The sequence below is a fragment of the Verrucosispora sp. TAA-831 genome (assembly GCF_050780145.1).
Taxonomy (GTDB): Bacteria; Actinomycetota; Actinomycetes; order Mycobacteriales; family Micromonosporaceae; genus Micromonospora.
In genome coordinates this window covers 6,037,513-6,053,520 of sequence record NZ_CP192240.1, presented here as the reverse complement: position 1 = coordinate 6,053,520, position 16,008 = coordinate 6,037,513, and the positions used below count along the sequence as shown (strand labels likewise).

General features: G+C 68.1%; 12 protein-coding genes. 8 read left to right on the top strand and 4 right to left on the bottom strand.

Translation table 11 applies throughout. The features are described 5' to 3' along the window. Positions 1 to 1,210 precede the first annotated feature (1,210 nt). Together ACQVFL_RS26920 and ACQVFL_RS26915 are read left to right on the top strand one after the other, a co-directional pair. On the top strand, positions 1,211 to 2,776 hold the full coding sequence (locus ACQVFL_RS26920) for a DNA methyltransferase (RefSeq protein WP_431727850.1): 1,566 nt from the start codon (positions 1,211 to 1,213) through the stop codon (positions 2,774 to 2,776). Positions 2,777 to 2,794: 18 nt separating this feature from the next. After that, on the top strand, positions 2,795 to 4,054 hold the full coding sequence (locus tag ACQVFL_RS26915; protein ID WP_431727849.1) for a phospholipase D family protein: 1,260 nt from the start codon (positions 2,795 to 2,797) through the stop codon (positions 4,052 to 4,054). Positions 4,055 to 4,335: 281 nt separating this feature from the next. On the opposite strand, the gene ACQVFL_RS26910 is transcribed toward ACQVFL_RS26915, so the two are convergent. Next, on the bottom strand, positions 4,336 to 5,640 hold the full coding sequence (locus tag ACQVFL_RS26910) for an IS256 family transposase (RefSeq protein WP_431727848.1): 1,305 nt from the start codon (positions 5,638 to 5,640) through the stop codon (positions 4,336 to 4,338). A gap of 143 nt (positions 5,641 to 5,783) precedes the next feature. Between ACQVFL_RS26910 and ACQVFL_RS26905 the strand changes: the two genes are divergently transcribed. Then, positions 5,784 to 5,966, top strand: coding sequence for a hypothetical protein (locus ACQVFL_RS26905; RefSeq protein WP_431727847.1), 183 nt, complete (start codon positions 5,784 to 5,786; stop codon positions 5,964 to 5,966). 57 nt (positions 5,967 to 6,023) lie between these two features. Here ACQVFL_RS26905 and ACQVFL_RS26900 read toward each other — a convergent pair whose 3' ends face one another. Both ACQVFL_RS26900 and ACQVFL_RS26895 read right to left on the bottom strand, forming a co-directional pair. Then, positions 6,024 to 6,311 (bottom strand): replication initiator, encoded by a 288-nt coding sequence (locus ACQVFL_RS26900; RefSeq protein WP_431729899.1) that lies wholly within the window; start codon positions 6,309 to 6,311, stop codon positions 6,024 to 6,026. A gap of 435 nt (positions 6,312 to 6,746) precedes the next feature. Next, a protein-coding gene (locus ACQVFL_RS26895) for an IS5 family transposase (RefSeq protein WP_431727846.1) occupies positions 6,747 to 7,651 on the bottom strand; the annotation gives its coding sequence in 2 pieces (ribosomal slippage) (positions 6,747 to 7,090 and positions 7,090 to 7,651; 906 coding nt in all). A gap of 291 nt (positions 7,652 to 7,942) precedes the next feature. Here ACQVFL_RS26895 and ACQVFL_RS26890 point away from each other — a divergent pair. Then, positions 7,943 to 8,725, top strand: coding sequence for an IS5 family transposase (locus tag ACQVFL_RS26890; RefSeq protein WP_431727845.1), 783 nt, complete (start codon positions 7,943 to 7,945; stop codon positions 8,723 to 8,725). Between the two features lie 259 nt (positions 8,726 to 8,984). On the opposite strand, the gene ACQVFL_RS26885 is transcribed toward ACQVFL_RS26890, so the two are convergent. Beyond that, positions 8,985 to 11,363, bottom strand: a complete 2,379-nt coding sequence (locus ACQVFL_RS26885) for a M28 family peptidase (protein WP_396690123.1) — start codon at positions 11,361 to 11,363, stop codon at positions 8,985 to 8,987. A gap of 157 nt (positions 11,364 to 11,520) precedes the next feature. On the opposite strand from ACQVFL_RS26885, the gene ACQVFL_RS26880 reads away from it, so the two are divergent. Genes ACQVFL_RS26880 through ACQVFL_RS26865 form a run of 4 tightly spaced genes read left to right on the top strand, consistent with a single transcriptional unit; the run spans position 11,521 to position 15,902 of the window. Further along, a complete protein-coding gene (locus ACQVFL_RS26880; protein WP_396690125.1) occupies positions 11,521 to 12,771 on the top strand; it encodes a PP2C family protein-serine/threonine phosphatase in 1,251 nt (416 codons plus the stop codon). After that, positions 12,768 to 14,651, top strand: a complete 1,884-nt coding sequence (locus tag ACQVFL_RS26875; protein WP_431727844.1) for a CHASE3 domain-containing protein — start codon at positions 12,768 to 12,770, stop codon at positions 14,649 to 14,651. The genes ACQVFL_RS26880 and ACQVFL_RS26875 overlap by 4 nt, the downstream gene beginning before the upstream one ends. After that, complete coding sequence (locus ACQVFL_RS26870; protein WP_396690128.1) at positions 14,648 to 15,100, top strand: response regulator; 453 nt, start codon at positions 14,648 to 14,650, stop codon at positions 15,098 to 15,100. Before ACQVFL_RS26875 ends, ACQVFL_RS26870 begins: the two co-directional genes overlap by 4 nt. Continuing rightward, positions 15,093 to 15,902, top strand: a complete 810-nt coding sequence (locus ACQVFL_RS26865; RefSeq protein WP_431727843.1) for an inositol monophosphatase family protein — start codon at positions 15,093 to 15,095, stop codon at positions 15,900 to 15,902. The genes ACQVFL_RS26870 and ACQVFL_RS26865 overlap by 8 nt, the downstream gene beginning before the upstream one ends. Positions 15,903 to 16,008: the final 106 nt, after the last annotated feature.

The window sequence follows — 16,008 nt, the reverse complement described above, 5'->3', positions numbered from 1 at the left end:
CAGGGTGTGGCGAAGGTGCAACGGGATGCGACTTGAGTAGCCTAAACGACCCTGCGGCCGGCTCCAGAGACAGCTGGACAGCGATTGCTAGGGCCTTCGACGACGCAGACTGGAACCTCACAACTGCCGCACCATCCCGGGGTGGCGAGCTTCATCCATACCCGGCGCGCTTCATACCCGCAATTCCCCGGCAGGCTCTGGAAATCGTGCGCCCGCAGGGTCCGGTACTGGACCCATTCTGTGGATCAGGAACGACCCTCCTAGAGGTGCGCCGGCGCGGGTTGCCCGCAATCGGAAATGACCTCAACCCGATCGCATGCCTTATCTCACGGGTGCGCACGAGCGACTGGAAGCCAGAGGACGAGGGTCTGGCCCAACTGCACGCTTTTGCGCTGGCTGAGGCGGTATCGCGCGCTGGGCGAGAGCGTGCAGAAGCGGCCGCGGGCCATATCCCTCGAATAGACCATTGGTTCGACGAGTGGTCCCAGCGATCGCTCGTAGCTGCCACCTCGTATCTGCATAGCGTCCCGAAAACAGACCCATGGCATGACCGGATCGCCCTCGCCATTTCCGCCTGTGTGGTACGGCTCAGTCGACAGGAGTCGGACACGCGTTACGCCGCCATCGATAAGCCAGGCGACGAAGAATTGGCGGCTAACACTCTCTCGCGTTCGGTTCTGAAGGTGTCGGAGTGGCTGCGCGCCAACGCAGCGACGGGCAACCCGCCTGCCGCGGTCGTAAATGGAGACGCGCGAGCGCTTGAATCCGTGGATGAGGCAACGGTGTGCGCGGCAGTGTTTTCACCCCCCTACCCAAACGCTTACGAATACTGGCTCTATCACAAGTACCGCATGTACTGGCTTGGTCACGACCCAATCAGCGTCAGGGCGGAGGAGATTGGCGCTAGGCCCCACTACTGCCGCCCCAACGGGCTTGACGAGACTGACTTTTCGGATCAGATGGGCAGCGTGTTCAAAGAGCTTCAAAGGGTCCTGCGCCCGGAGTCGCCGGTGGTTGTAGTGCTGGGGGATTCTGTGATTGGCGGCCGGGAAATTGATAACGCCGAACTACTCACGGAGGCAGTGGCAAGCGAAGGTTTCGATCTAATAGCTCACCGTCAGCGCGACATTCTTCGGCGCAGAAGCTCGTTTAATTCCTCCCACACTCGGGGTCGCCGAACCGAGCACGTACTGCTCTACAGGGGCCCAGCGTGATCGAAATTCAAGGCCCGTCCTACCGGATGTTCGAGTATGAACAAGTCCTGCTAAACCGAGAAGTCGAGCAACTCGCCGGGGCAGCCGCAGCTGGGGACGGCGCAACTATCGATGGCAGCCAAGAATGGTCCTCGGACCGCATCGCAAGAGCCATTAAACTCCTAATCGAACGTAGCACCTACCTCTCAGCAGTTCGATCAGAGGGTCAGGACTGGCAGCCTACTGCCCAGGCAACGATCGAAGGAAAGCACTGGCAACTGAGAGGCGGTGGACAGCGGCGAAAGCAGAGTACCCGATTTGGGGTGCACGGCATCCACGAATATCGCGGCAAGTTCAACCCCCAGATGGCTCGTGCGCTAATCAATGTCGTTGACCCTGATGCAAATTCCCTCTTGGATCCATTCTGCGGTTCAGGCACTACTCTTGTAGAGGGCCTCCGGCTTAGCATGAGTGTTGCCGGGATCGACCTTTCGCCAATCGCTCATCACATCGCCACTGTCAAGACACAAGCCCTCCTGCACCACGACCACGAGGGGCTAACGAAGGACCTACGCGCTCTGAAGTCCCAGGCCGCCGCAGCGATGAAGGTTGCGCAGGATGAAGACTACTACGCAGGTCGGGATCCTCTTTCAACAGAAGCCGCCCGCTATCTAACGGACTGGTTCACGAGCCCAGCCCTCGCAGCTTTACGCGCAGGCCTCTCTATTATCCGAAACCACAGCGGCGACTGCACACGACTCCTCGCCGGAGTCGCGCTGTCTTCTATTCTCAGGGACGTATCACTCCAGGTACCCGAGGACCTGCGCGTCCGGCGCCGGCCAACGGGCTTCGTTGCGCCATCGCTGGCTGAGTTATTCAAGACGGCCTGCGAAAAGATCGAAGTGGGATTAGAAGAACTGGCCGAGACGCCAAGGGCCGTCGGGTCGGTTGAACTACTCCTTGGTTCGTCACATAACCCGGGCCTAGTTCAAAAGATTAAACAGGGTACGGATCGACGGCTGATTGTCACATCGCCACCCTACGCGACCGCGCTCCCATACATCGATACGGACCGGCTCTCGCTTATCGCCTTGGGACTCGTCGATCCGAATGAACTCCGCCCCTTGGAGGCAAGCCTGGTTGGAAGTCGCGAATGGAATAAAGCTGTACAGAAGCGTTGGGCAGATGCGCGCAGCGAGAACGCGTACGGGCTACCCCGGTCGGTTACCCAGCTTCTGCAGCAGCTCGATGAACGCAACAAAACCGTCGGTGCCGGCTTCCGGCGGGCGGCTGTCCCCACCCTTCTCTACCGCTACTTCGCACAGATGGGGGAGGCGTTCAACGCCTGGTCGTCCGGCTACTTGCGGCCAGGCGAGCGCGCCGTCCTGGTGGTGGGCCGGAACCGAACGGGGCCTGCGGACGATCGGATCCTGATCGATACGCCTCGACTGCTGGCTGATGTCGCAGAGCTGCACGGCTTTGCGGTCAGGGAGCTGATCCCGTTCGAGACGTGGCCGCGCTACGGGCTCCACAGCAGCAACGGCGTCAACGGCGAGGATGCGGTAGTGCTGGCTCGCGCATGAGGGCGGTAGATTCGCGTTGTGAGATACCTCGATACAGGCTCCCGGGACGCAAACCAGACAGTACATCGATGGCTAGCCGAGGTTCTGCCCGATGCGACCCTTTTTGCGTGTCAGACGGGATACTTCGGTCGTGACGGCCTTGATGAGTTTGAGACCGACTTCCGAGCCCTGCTCGATCGTGGCGGCGAGTTCCATCTAGTGGTGGGGTCGAACGATGGCGGACTACGCAGCGCGGACCTCAGGCATGTGGCCGAGTTGATCGATGGACGCGGGCCGGGCTGCACCCTCCATGTCGTAGGCGCGAGCGACGTCCTGATGCACCCCAAGACCTACTATGTGGAAACCCGATCCGGGGTGAAGCATGCGCTAGTCGGATCGGCAAATCTGACATTGCGGGGAATAACCGCAAATGTAGAGGCGGCCCTCGCGATTGATTCGGTTGGAGACCCAGACGCCCCCTTCGATCAAATCCTCGAAGCTATTCTGGCATGGGGATCAGGAACTCGACCGAATTCCATAAAGGTCAACCTGAGCAATATAGACGACCTCGTCTCGGCCGGAGCTGTAGATCTGCTAGCTCCGGCACCTCCCAATGCGACACCGGCGGAGTCGGAACGGCGCAAGAAGCTTTTCCCGGCCCTAGGCACCATGGTTGCGAGTAGTGGTCGAAGGAAAAAGGGTGGAAGTTCGGCGCCGAACGTCATGCCAACTCCGGACGGCGAGGCCACCGATGAACCGGAAGAGGTAGCCAGCTCGTGGGGGCTGCCAGGGGGTTCGATCGGCATCGTCAAGAGGCTTACCAGCCTTGACACGAAGGCGTTTCGGGGCGAGAGAGGGACTCCGCACATTGCACTCCCCCGAGACCTCGCAGCTTTCCTGCCAATGTCGCCGTACGGCCGCAATGGGGAACCGCGGATTAACGTGCATGTGGCAGCCTACCTGGACACGCTTCCAGGAACTACTTTTCTGCACGAACCTTCCAGGAGCGAAACGAACATCACCTACGTTGGGATGGGCGTGGTTGTGAAAAGCCACCGAGACCTTCGTTTCAACTACCTAAAACCGATTACCAATGGGATCGTGGACGCGGCAGCACGAGCACGGGTTCCCGTTCCATCGGAAGGGGATATAGCCGCTGTACTATTTGACGACGCCCAGGCCGTGCGCCTCGTCTTCGTGACACAAGAGCCACTGCTGCGCGAACTCGCCGCGTTGGTTACGGAGTCCAACGGGGTGTGGGGCTGGCTGCCTGCTGCCTTGGCAACACGGCTACCGTAGCTCGACCATACCGCCGCGCGAATGTGCCGAGCCCTGCTGGCGCCACGCCAGCGGAGCTGCGTGAACCTGGCCCTGGATGCCATCCCGTCTGCCGTCGACCTGCTCGGCTTGCCCGGGTCGATGGCAGACGGGATGGCTCTCCCACCGCAACCACCCACGGACCGCGACTCGCCGACGCAGCCCCGGCCATCCTGGAGCCGGAGCGCCCCCGCCGGAGGCGCCCTAATGCTGCACCAGCAGGGGGTCTGTCAAACGAACGGTGTAACTCGGGTTGTTGAGGGTTACTTTCGGCTTGCGGTCAGGCGGCCTTCGAAGGCCATTTCGAAGGCGTTCAGGGCGGGTTTCCAGCGCATGGTCCATCGCCGGCGGCCCTGTCCGGTCGGGTCCAGGCTCATCACGGCGAGGTAGACGCATTTGAGGGCGGCGCCCTCGTTGGGGAAGTGGCCGCAGGCTCGAACGGCTCGGCGGATGCGGGCGTTGACCGACTCGATGGCGTTGGTGGAGCAGATCACGGTGCGGATTTCGGCGTCGAAGGCCAGGAACGGCACGAACTCCGCCCACGCCTGGTCCCACAGTCGGATGATGGCCGGATACTTTCCGCCCCAGGCCTGCGTGAACTCGGCGAAGCGTTCCCGGGCGGCGGCCTCGGTCGCCGCCGTGTAGACCGGTTTCAACGCCTTGGCGATGGAATCCCAGTGCTGCCGGCCGGCGTAGCGGAACGACGCCCGCAGCAGGTGGATGATGCAGGTCTGCACGACTGCCTCGGGCCAGGTCTGCCCGATCGCGTCGGGCAGGCCCTTGAGTCCGTCGCAGACCACCATGCACGCGTCGGCGACACCCCGGTTCTTCAGCTCGGTGAGGACGCTGAGCCAGAACTTCGCGCCCTCACCGCCGTCGCCGGCCCAGAGTCCGAGGATGTCCCGGTTGCCGTCGACCGTGACGGCCAGGGCCACGTAGATGGGCCGGTTCGCGACCTTCCCGTCGCGGATCTTGACGTGCACCGCGTCGAGGAAGATCACCGGGTAGACCGGATCGAGTGGCCGGTTCTGCCACTCGGCCATCCCGTCGACGACCTTGTTGGTGATCGTGGAGATCGTCTGCCGGGACACGTCCGCGCCATACACCTCGGACAGGTGGGCCTGAATCTCCCCGGTGGTCAATCCCTTGGCCGACAGGGAGATCACCATGTCCTCGACCCCGGACAACCGGCGCTGACGCTTACGCACGATCTGCGGCTCGAACGTGCCGTCGCGATCGCGGGGCACCTCGATCTGCACCCGACCGACCTCCGTCAGCACCGTCTTGCCTCGCACCCCGTTGCGGGAGTTCTGACCGTTGTTCCCGGCCGGGTCGCCCTTGTCATAGCCCAGGTGATCGGTGATCTCACCGTCCAAAGCAGCTTCCAGGACCCGCTTGGTCAACTGCTGCAGCAGCCCGCCCTCGCCGGTGAGCTGCAGACCCGCCGCACGAGCCTGTTCCACCACCTGCGCGACGAGCTGATCGTCGACCCCGTCTCCCACCGGCCGCGCCGGTCCACGCTTCGCCACCTGGCCAGTATCAGCCTCGGTGAACACGACATCCGTCATCAGGTGCTGCTCCTTGATCAGGAGTTACACCGTTCGTTTTACAATCCCACCGGACACCTCCGACACGTCTTCGATTTCCCAGAGTGGTTCCGGGGTAGTGGGTGGGGTCATCGGGGCTCCTTCCGGGTCAAGGTGACGTCGGCGTGGCGTTCTCCAAGCGGTTCGCACACGAGCCGTTCTTTTCGCTGGTTGATCGGCTCTCGTACGGTGTGGAGGTGTTTCACTCGCTCATGGAGGCGGTGGTCCGGCCAGTTGTGGACCTTGTCCTTGCGGCAGTCGACTCGGCCGCTCGTTGGTTGTGGGAGCGGATGACGGGCCGCCATTGAGGTGTGTCGCTGTGGAGTTGTCAAGGAACGGGTTCACGGGTCGTTGACACGTACGTGTCAAGCGGCCAGGGGTTGGGCGGCGGTCCGGTGGTGGTTCGCCTGCTCGTCGGCCAGGGCGTCGAGTCCGGCTTGGTGTCGGGCGAGGGCGAGGGCGGCGGCGGTGTTGGCGAGTAGGGCGTCTCCGGTGGTGATCCAGCCGGGGGCTTGGTAGCCGAGTTCGTAGATGACGCGTTCGGCTTGTTCGTCGTCCCAGGTGTGGGGGTGGCCTTCGGTGCGTCGCCAGATGGTGCGCTGGTGGCGGAGGAAGCCGAGGGTGACGGAGAGGGCGCGGCTTTTGGTGGTGATGTGGCCGCTGTAGCCGAACTGGTGCGCCCAGCGTCGTAGCCGCTGGGGTGGTCGGGTCGCCGTGGATTTCTACGGACAGATCGTCGACGCGGCGCAGGTTGAGGCCGGTTACCTCGGTGCTTTTGGTGACGTACTTGGCGATGTAGCCGGTGATCTGGGCGAGGTTGACCCCTCCGCCGGGGGCGTTGACGGGCCCGCCGTCGCGCCTCTGGCCTTCGGCCGCCAGCGCGACGGTTCCAGCCCACCGAAGCCCCGGGCCGCCATGGTCGATGGCAGGTCCGGGGCCTCATGCATGGGGTCACAAGAGCAGTGCCTCCGGCGGGGCGCTCGGGCACTCTGGGATGGTTGGCCATCCCGACAACCTTCGTCCGGGCAGGCCCCACCCACTCCACAGAGTGCGGACGAAGGCCGACGGGATGGCTACTAGGCCGTGTTTCATAGCTCGGGTCGGAGCCACTCGTTGATCGCGGCGACGTGGACCGTGGCCTGGTAGCGCACGGCGAGCTTGTCGAACCTGGTGGCCATGGCTCGATGGCGTTTGAGCTGGTTGATGCCGCACTCCACGGCGTGACGTTGCTGGTAGATGTGGGCGTCGAAGGTCGGCGGTCGGCCGCCCTTGGACCCCTTTCTGCGCCGGCTTGCGGCCTGATCGATCTTGATCGGGATCGTGGCTGGGATGCCACGTCGGCGTAGGTGCTCCCGGTTGGCGCGGGAGCTGTATGCCTTGTCCGCGAGGACCCGGTCGGGTCGGGTGCGGGGTCGGCCGCCGTCGGGCCGGGGACCCGGATGCGGGCCAGGGCCCGGGTGAACTGCGGACTGTCACCGCGCTGCCCGCCGGTCAGCAGCATCGACAGCGGCTTGCGGCCCTGCTCGCAGGCCAGGTGCAGTTTGGTGGTCCAGCCACCTCGTGACCGACCCAGAGCGTGATCAGCCGGCTCGTCCTCGACCCCGCCGGGTGGTTCCTTCTGCAACTCGGGTCGGGTGCGGGCGCCGGCGGCGTGCTGATGCGCCCGAGCGATCGTCGAGTCGACGCTGACGTCCCAGGTGATCAGACCGGCGGCGTCGGCGCGGGTCTGCAACCCGGTGACGAACCGCTGCCACACCCCGGCACGCTGCCAACGGCGGAACAGCCCGTAGACCGTCTGCCAGGGCCCGTAACACTCCGGAACATCCCGCCAGGGCGAGCCCACCCGGACCCGCCACCGGATCCCATCGATGAGCTGCCGTTTACTCCACTTCAGCGGTCGCCCTGGCTTCTTACCCCTCGGCAGCAGCGGTTCCAGCGCCGCCCACTGCACGTCAGTCAGGTCGAACCGCCTCGTCACCGGTATGGTGGCCACGAGGTCTCCGTGCTGATGGTCTGTCTTGGTCGATGAACCATCTACCGGAGACCTCACTACGTATCGATCACCGACACGCCGAGATCTCCCTGGCCGGGACTAACTGGCCAACCGCAGCTATGAAACAGGGCCTAGGGCCTGTTTCAAAAGTGAAAGTTGTCTGACCGTCTGTGGTTGGCCGCGTTGGGCTGGTGTGGGCGTGTCGGTGATCGGTAGGCAGCGAGGTCTCCGGTAGAGGGTTCATCGACCAAGACGAACTTTCATACCGGAGGCCTCGTGGCCACCTTAGCGGTGACGAGGCGACACGATCTGACCGACGCTCAGTGGGCGGTGTTGGAGCCGTTGCTGCCCAGGCCGTGTGGGTCGGGAGGTCCGCCGAAGTGGAGCAGACGGCAGCGGACCGGAGTGTGGTGGGAGATGGTCATCGGGCTGCAGGCTCGGGCCGACGCGGCGGGGTTGATCACGTGGGACGTCAGCGTCGATTCCACCAGCGCCCGCGCTCATCAGCACGCCGCCGGCGCCCGCAACCGTGGCCAGTTGCAGGTCGAGTCGCCCGGTGGCGTCGATGACGAGCCCGACGATCATGCGTTGGGGCGGTCACGAGGTGGGTTGACCACGAAGCTTCACCTGGCCTGTGAACAGGGCCGTAAGCCGTTGTCGACGGTGCTCACCGCCGGACAGCATGGTGACAGTCCGCAGTTCGTCCCCGTGCTGGCCGGCATTCGGGTCCCCAGGGCCGGCGGTGGCCGTCCTCGCACACGACCGGATCGGGTCCTGGCGGACAAGGCCTACAGCTCCCGCGCCAACCGGCAGCACCTGGCCCGCCGAGGGATCGCCGCGACCATTCCGGTCAAGATCGACCAGGCGGCGAGCCGACGCAGGAAGGGCTCGAAAGGCGGGCGTCCACCCACCTTCGACCCCGGCACCTACCGGCAACGCCACGCCGTCGAGTGCGGCATCAACCAGCTCAAACGCAACCGAGCTTTGGCCACCCGCTACGACAAACTCGCCGTCCGCTACCACGCCACCGTGCACATCGCCACGATCAACGAATGGCTCCGCCCCGACAAATGAAACAGGCCCTAGAAGTAAGGTCGCGTCAAGGTTAGCCGACGAGGGGACAATGTTTCGCACCCGTCCAAGATCATGCCGTTGCCAGGCCGCCGGAGGGCAGCCGACGGTGACCGACGTTGACCAGACCTGACGGATGTAGCACCATCTCGCGGCCGCACTTGCCCGCTTTTGGTCGACTGCGTCCCCTAGATCAATACCGCTGGAAGTAGGACCCGGCGCGGCCCAGGCCGGGCGCCCGGCACACCGGCCGGGCGCCTGCTCACAGCGGGTAGGTGCGGGCCACGGCGAGCATCTCGGAGCTGTGCGAGCCGGCGACACCGACGTCCGGCGGGCGGGGACGGAAGCCGGGTACCGCGTCGAGACCGTCGCTGGCGTCCATCGCGCGGAACGCGACCTGCGGGGCCTTCGGCGCGACGGTGAGCGTGATCTCGATGCCCTCCGGCGGCGGGGCGTGGAAGACCACCCCGAAACCCCACCGGCCGTCGCGCACCTCGACCGGCACCGGCCGCCCCGCGACCGCAGCGCTGCGGACCGTCGCGGTGGAGGTGTCGACGTGCAGGGTGGTCAGGCGTACCGGGCGCTGCGGGGTGAGCCGTAGCCGCAGCGTGCGCTCGTCGGCCGTGCCGGTGTCGGCGAGCACCTCCAGCCGGGGCGCGGGCAGGTCCGTCACCTCCGCCGGGCCGCCGAGCAGTTCCTCGGCGCCGATGCCGGGGAACTCGTCGGCGATCCGGACCGGCCCGTCCACGTACTCGCCGGTCCAGGGTTGCGGGGTCGACTCGTGACTGAGCCAGCGGGCCGTCGCGGTGTCGGTGTCCAGGGCGTACATCAGGTGGGTGGGTACCGGGTGTGCGGCGTCGAACCGGTCGACGGCGAAACCGGTCGCGGCGAGGACCACGGTGGCCAGCGCGGCGGCGCCGGCCGGCAGCGCGCCGTGTCGGCGGGCCCGCAGCGCCACCATGCCGCGCTGTCCACCGGCCTCCGGGTGCAGCAGGTCGACGACCGACAGCGCGGCCAGGCCGAGCAGTACGGCGAAGAGGGCGGCCACGCCGCCCATGCCCATGCCGAGTGCGGGGAACAGCAGCACCACGGTGGGCAGCAGCACGATCACCGCCACCGCCGCGCCGAGGGTGACCGCGACCACCGGCACCGGGCCGTCCCGGCGGGCGGCGAGCGCGACCAGGCCGGCGAGCGCCCCGGCCAGCGCGGGCAGCGTCGCCAGGTACGCCCCGCCGGGCACCAGCACGGCGAGGAGAACGCCGAGCAGCGCCAGCCAGGCGAGGCCGCCGACGGCCAGCGCGGCGGGGCCGACCCGACGACGGGTCAGCGCGTACCAGGTGAACAGGACGGTGGCGGCGAGCGCCAGGACGGCCAGCCGGTAGAGGGTCGGCCGGTACGGGTCGAGCAACTCGGCGTACCCGGGGCGCAGGGCGCTGATCGCCGCCCAGAGCAGTTGTGCGCCGACCGGAGCGACCACGATCGGCACCAGCCCCAGGGCGAAGCCGGCGGCCAGCCGACCGGTGGTGACCCGGCCGCGGCGGCGGGCCAGCCAGCCGAGGACGACGACGGCCGCCAACGCCAGCAGTGCCAGCGGCAGCACCAGGGTGCCGGGATACCGGACCAGCCCGCCCGGCACCGGGAAGTAGGTGGCGTCGTGACCGGCGCGCAGGTCGCCGAGGTCGATCGTGCCGAACTCGCGGGCCAGCCCCAGGGTGTTGTCGCCGTGGTGTTGGAGGCTGGCCCGGTCCATCGACTCCGGGGTGTCCAGCGGGGTGTGGTAGATCGCCCCGCCGTCGAGGTACGCCGAGTTCAGTCCGACGAACTCGGCGTCGAGGAAGGCGGTGAAGTCGGTGTCGTTGGGCAGGGCCCGGTAGACCTCCACGGCGAACGAGGTGCCCACCGGATGCGGCGCGGCCCGACCGAAGACGTCGACCAGCGCGGCGTTCCGGGGCGACGTCTCGAACATGATCACCGGCCCGGTGCGCCCGCGCGCCTCCAGGTTGAGCACCACTCCCTTACCGGCCGCCAGCGGGTGCTCGGTGGCGAAGGCCGACGCCCCGCACAGGCACGCCTCCTCGGCGTCGGTGAGCACGAACACGATGTCGTTGCGTGGGGCGGGGCCGTCGGTCAGGGCCCGGGCCACCTCCAGGATGGTGCCGACCCCCGCGCCGTCGTCGTTGCCGCCCGGGCCGGTCTGCACCGCGTCGTAGTGGGCGACCAGGAACACCGTGCCGGTGGAGGCGGTGCCGGGCAGCCGGGCCACCACGTTGCGTACCCGGGCCAGGGTGGCCCCGCCCGCCGCCCCGCTGAGCTGACCGGCCTCCTCGGCGACCGTGTCCTGCACCTCGGTCTCCAGGCCGAGACCGCGCAGCACCGTCTCCAGGTGGGCGCGGACCTCGTCGTTCGCCGGGCTGCCCGCCACGTGCGGCCGACTCGCCACCTGCTGCACGTGCGCGTACGCCCGCCCGGCGCTGAACGCGTCCGTCGCCGCGTCCGTTCCACGGGGTGCCGGCGGCCGGATGTCGAGCAGCGCGGTGGTGCCGACGGCGACCAGTGCGACGAGCGCGGCCAGCGCGGCCAGGGGTCGCCGGGACGGTCGGCAGAGGGCACGGTCGGCGGCGGGGCTGGGGGGTGCGCCCACGGGTGGCTCCTCGGGGGGTGGGACCAGGGGTGGACATCATCCTCCATGCTGGGCCGGGCCGCCCCCTCGTGTTGTGTGCGAACGTTGTCTAATACAGGATCAGCAGGGCACTCGGAAGGAGCCCGACATCGCCAACGACCTCCCGCCCGCGGCGGCGGTGACCCGGCCGCACCGGGGGACCGGTATGACCGGTCCCTCCGTCGTGTCGTGGCCGTATCCGCAGGGCGGTCTCGGGAGCAATCCCAACCTGCCGCCCGGCGAGCGACTGCGGGTGCTGCTGGTCGAGGACGACGAGGCGGACGCGTTCCTGGTCGGCGAGCTGCTCGCCGAGACGAACTCGGGGGTCGACCTGCTGGTCGCGACGAGCCTGCGCGAGGCGCGCAGGAGCGTGGCCGGGGTCGACTGCGTCCTGCTCGACCTCGGGTTGCCCGACGCGCAGGGGCTGGACGGGCTGCGGCAGGTGCTGGAGATGTCCGGCAGTGCGGCGGTGTGCGTACTCACCGGGCGCTCGGACGAGCACCTGGGCATCGTCGCGGTCGCCGAGGGAGCACAGGACTACCTGGTCAAGGGCCAGGTCGACGGGGTGCTGCTGACCCGGGCGCTGCGATACGCGGTGGAGCGCAAGCGGGCCGACGAGAACGCCCGCCGGCTGCGCGAGGTGGAGCTGCGCCAGGCCGAGTCGGCGCGTCTGGAACGCGGCCTGCTGCCCCAGCCGCTGATGTCGACCGACCAGATCGCGGTGCACACGTTCTACCGCCCCGGCCGGCACGCCGCCCTGATCGGCGGGGACTTCTACGACGTGGTGCAGACCCGGCCGGACCGGGTCGACCTGATCGTCGGGGACGTCTGCGGGCACGGGGTGGACGAGGCGGCGCTCGGCGTCGAACTGCGGGTCGCCTGGCGGGCGTTGGTGCTCGCCGGGGTGCCCGACGACGAGGTGCTGCCCGCGTTGGAGCAGGTGCTGATGAGCGAGCGCCGTCTCCAGGAGATCTTCGCCACGGTCGCGGCGGTCCGCCTCGACCTGGCGGCCAACCGGGCGACGGTACGACTGGCGGGGCATCCGCCGCCGGTGCTGCTCGCCGGTGGGCGGGTGGTACCCGTACCGGCACCGGGTGGTCTGTTGCTCGGCGTACGGCCGCGCCGTCCGGTCGCCTTCGATCTGGAGTTCGACACCGATGACTGGTCCCTGTTGATGTACACCGACGGTCTGATCGAGGGCCGGGTGGGTGATGGTGACGAACGCCTCGACGTGCCCGGCCTCACCCGCCTGCTCGCCGAGCCGGACAGCCGCAGGCTCCCGCTCGCCGAGGTGCCGGCCTGGTTGGTCGGCCGGGCCGAGCAGCTCAACGGTGGCCCGTTCGCCGACGACGTGGCGATGCTGCTGGTGTCCCGGGGTGGTGGTCGATGAACCTGGCGGCGAGTACGTGGACGCTGCGTCGCCGGGTGCTGGTGATGCTCGGCGTGGTCGGCGCGATGCTGCTCAGCGTGGCGGGGGCCGAGGCGGTCGTGGCCACCAAGAACCGCGAGTACACCGACGTGCTGCTGATGCAGGTCGGGCCGCTGCGGGTGCAGGGCCAGGAGATGCTCAACGCGCTGCTCGACCAGGAGACCGGGGTACGCGGGTACGCGGTGACCGGTGACCCGGCGGACCTGGCCCCGTACGAGCAGGGGTTGGCGCGGGAGCGGGCGACGGCCCGGGAGATCCGGGAGTTGTCCGTCAAGTACCCGGCCATCGTGGAAGACCTCGTGGTGGTCGAGCAGCAGGCGGACGAGTGGCGGCGCAGCGTCGCCCAGCCGGTGATCGACACGACGAACAGCAGCGGTACGGCGGCCGGACAGGCCCTGCTAACCGACGAGAGCCGCCAGCGGTTCGATCAGTTGCGTGCCTCGGTCGCCGCGTTGCAGGAGGAGATCTTCACCGCCCGGGAGGCGACCGCCCGGGACGTCGAGCGGACCGGAAACCTGCTCGTCGTCCTGCTCATCATCGCTGCGCTGGTGGTCGCGCTGGCCGGTATCGCGCTGCTGCTCTCGCTGGACCGGATGGTGCTGCGACCGCTGACCACGCTGGCCGGGCAGGTCCGCCAGGTGGCGACCGGCGACTACTCGCACCGGATCTCCGGTGCGGGCCCGCCGGAGTTCCAGCGCCTCGGCGAGGACGTGGACGCGATGCGCCAGAAGATCGCCGCGGACCTGGCCGAGGTACGCGAGGCGCGGGAACGGATCGAGTGGGTCAACACCCAGTTGCAGAAGCAGGCGGAGGAGCTGACCCGGTCCAACCGTGACCTGGAGCAGTTCGCCTACGTCGCCTCGCACGACCTCCAGGAGCCGCTGCGCAAGGTGGCCAGCTTCTGCCAACTGCTCCAGCGCCGGTATGCCGGGCGGCTCGACGAACGCGCCGACCAGTACATCGCCTTCGCGGTGGACGGCGCGCAGCGGATGCAGCGGCTGATCAACGATCTGCTGGCGTTCTCCCGGATCGGCCGGATCACCGCCGGGTTCACCGAGGTCGACCTGAGCCGCCTGATGGGTGAGGTGGCCGCGCAGACCGAACCGGCCCGCCAGTACGCCGACGCGGAGCTGACCTGGGGCGACCTGCCGGTGATCCGGGGCGAGGAGCCGCTGCTCACCAACCTGCTGGTGAACCTGGTCAGCAACTCGGTGAAGTTCCGCCGCCCGGACGTCGCGCCGAAGGTGCACGTGTCGGCCCGGCTGGTCGACGACGAGTGGGAGATCACCTGCCAGGACAACGGCATCGGGATCGAGCCGGAGTTCGCCGAGAAGATCTTCGTGATCTTCCAGCGGCTGCACGCCAAGGACGCGTACCCGGGCACCGGGATCGGGCTGGCGATCGTGAAGAAGATCGTCGAGTACCACGGCGGCCGGGTCTGGGTGGACACCGACGTGCCCGAGGGCACCGCCATCCGCTTCACCCTGCCGGCGCTGCCCGCCGACGTGGAGCGCGCCCGGCAGGCCGCCGGGGCGGACGGGTCGACCGCCGAGGCGTCGGACGCCGATCGGAGCGGGTCGGACGCGGCGCAGCGGTCCGGTGACGAGGCGTCGACGACCGCTGCCACCGATGTCGACGGAGTGTCGTCGCGCGGTGACGCAGCCGGATCGGGTGCGGAAACCCCAGGTGACGGCGGTACGGTCGGCGAAGAGGTGGGCGCGGGACGGCCCTCGTCCGGCGTCGCGCAGCGCACCGGCGGGCCGACCGACGACAGCGGACCGCAGGCCCCGGACGGGGCGTCGGGCAACGGAACTGGTGGCATGAAGGAGGCGGTGAGATGACCGCGCCGGCTGACGGCAACAGCCCGATCGAGGTGCTGCTGGTCGAGGACGACCCGGGCGACGTGCTGATGACCCGGGAGGCGTTCGAGGAGCACAAGCTGCGCAACCGGCTGAACGTGGTCTCCGACGGCGCCGAGGCGCTGGCCTACCTGCGCCGCGAGGGCGAGTACGCGGACGTGCAGACGCCGGACCTGATCCTGCTCGACCTGAACCTGCCGCGTCGGGACGGCCGGGAGGTGCTTGAGGAGATCAAGAAGGACGAGCAGCTCTGCCGCATCCCGGTCGTGGTGCTCACCACCTCGCAGGCCGACGAGGACATACTGCGCAGCTACCAACTGCACGCCAACGCGTACGTCACCAAGCCGGTGGACTTCGAGCGGTTCATCGCGGTGGTCCGGCAGATCGACGAGTTCTTCGTCAGCGTGGTGAAGCTGCCGCCGCGTGGCTGACACCCTGGTCGACGACGTCGCCGGGCTGCTGCGGGAGACCGCGGACCGGGTGGTGCTGCCGCTGTTCCGGCACCTCGACGCCGCCGACGTGACCGAGAAGGCCCCGGGTGAGCTGGTCACCGTGGCCGACCGCCGCGCCGAGGACATGATCAGTGCCGGGCTGCGCCGGCTGCGCCCCGGCTCGGTGGTGGTCGGTGAGGAGGCGGTGGCCGACGACCCGGACCTGCTGCGTCACCTGGGTTTCACGGGCGAGGTGTGGCTGGTCGACCCGATCGACGGCACCGCCAACTTCGCGGCCGGCAAGTCCCCGTTCGCGTTGATGGTCGCCCTGCTCACCGACGGTCGGCCGAGCGCGGCCTGGATCCTCGACCCGATCGCCGGGACGCTGGCCACGACGCAGGACGGCGCGGGCGCGTACCTGGACGGGGTGCCGTTGCGCCTGCCCGCCGACGCGCCGCCGGTCGGCGAGTTGCGGGGGGCCGCGATGACCAAGTTCCTGCCGGTGTCGTCGCAGCGTACGGTCGTGGCCGGTGGGTCCCGGATCGGCGAGTTGCTGCCGGGCCAGCACTGCGCCGGACGCGAGTACCTCGACGTGCTCACCGGGCGGCAGCAGTTCGTACTGTTCTGGCGCACCCTGCCCTGGGACCACGCTCCGGGCACGCTGCTGGTCCGGGCCGCCGGTGGGGTGGCCCGTCGCCTCGACGGCACCGACTACCACCCGGCGGACACCGAGCCGGGTCTGCTGGTGGCCGCCAGCGACAAGGTCTGGACCGAGGTGCACAACACGCTGCTGGCTCCCTGACCGCCACCGCACCGGGAGGTCCGCAAGCCCGCGCACGTCGAGACCGACGTGAATGCGAGTGCGGTGCGTGAGGGCCTGGTGTCGGTGTGTCGACGGTGTGGCGCGT

Bases quoted from the DNA above. Each gene is read 5' to 3' on its own strand.
- ACQVFL_RS26910 (WP_431727848.1), bottom strand. From the start codon at position 5,640: ATGACGGATGTCGTGTTCACCGAGGCTGATACTGGCCAGGTGGCGAAG.
- ACQVFL_RS26875 (WP_431727844.1), top strand. From the start codon at position 12,768: ATGAACCTGGCGGCGAGTACGTGGACGCTGCGTCGCCGGGTGCTGGTG.
- ACQVFL_RS26870 (WP_396690128.1), top strand. From the start codon at position 14,648: ATGACCGCGCCGGCTGACGGCAACAGCCCGATCGAGGTGCTGCTGGTC.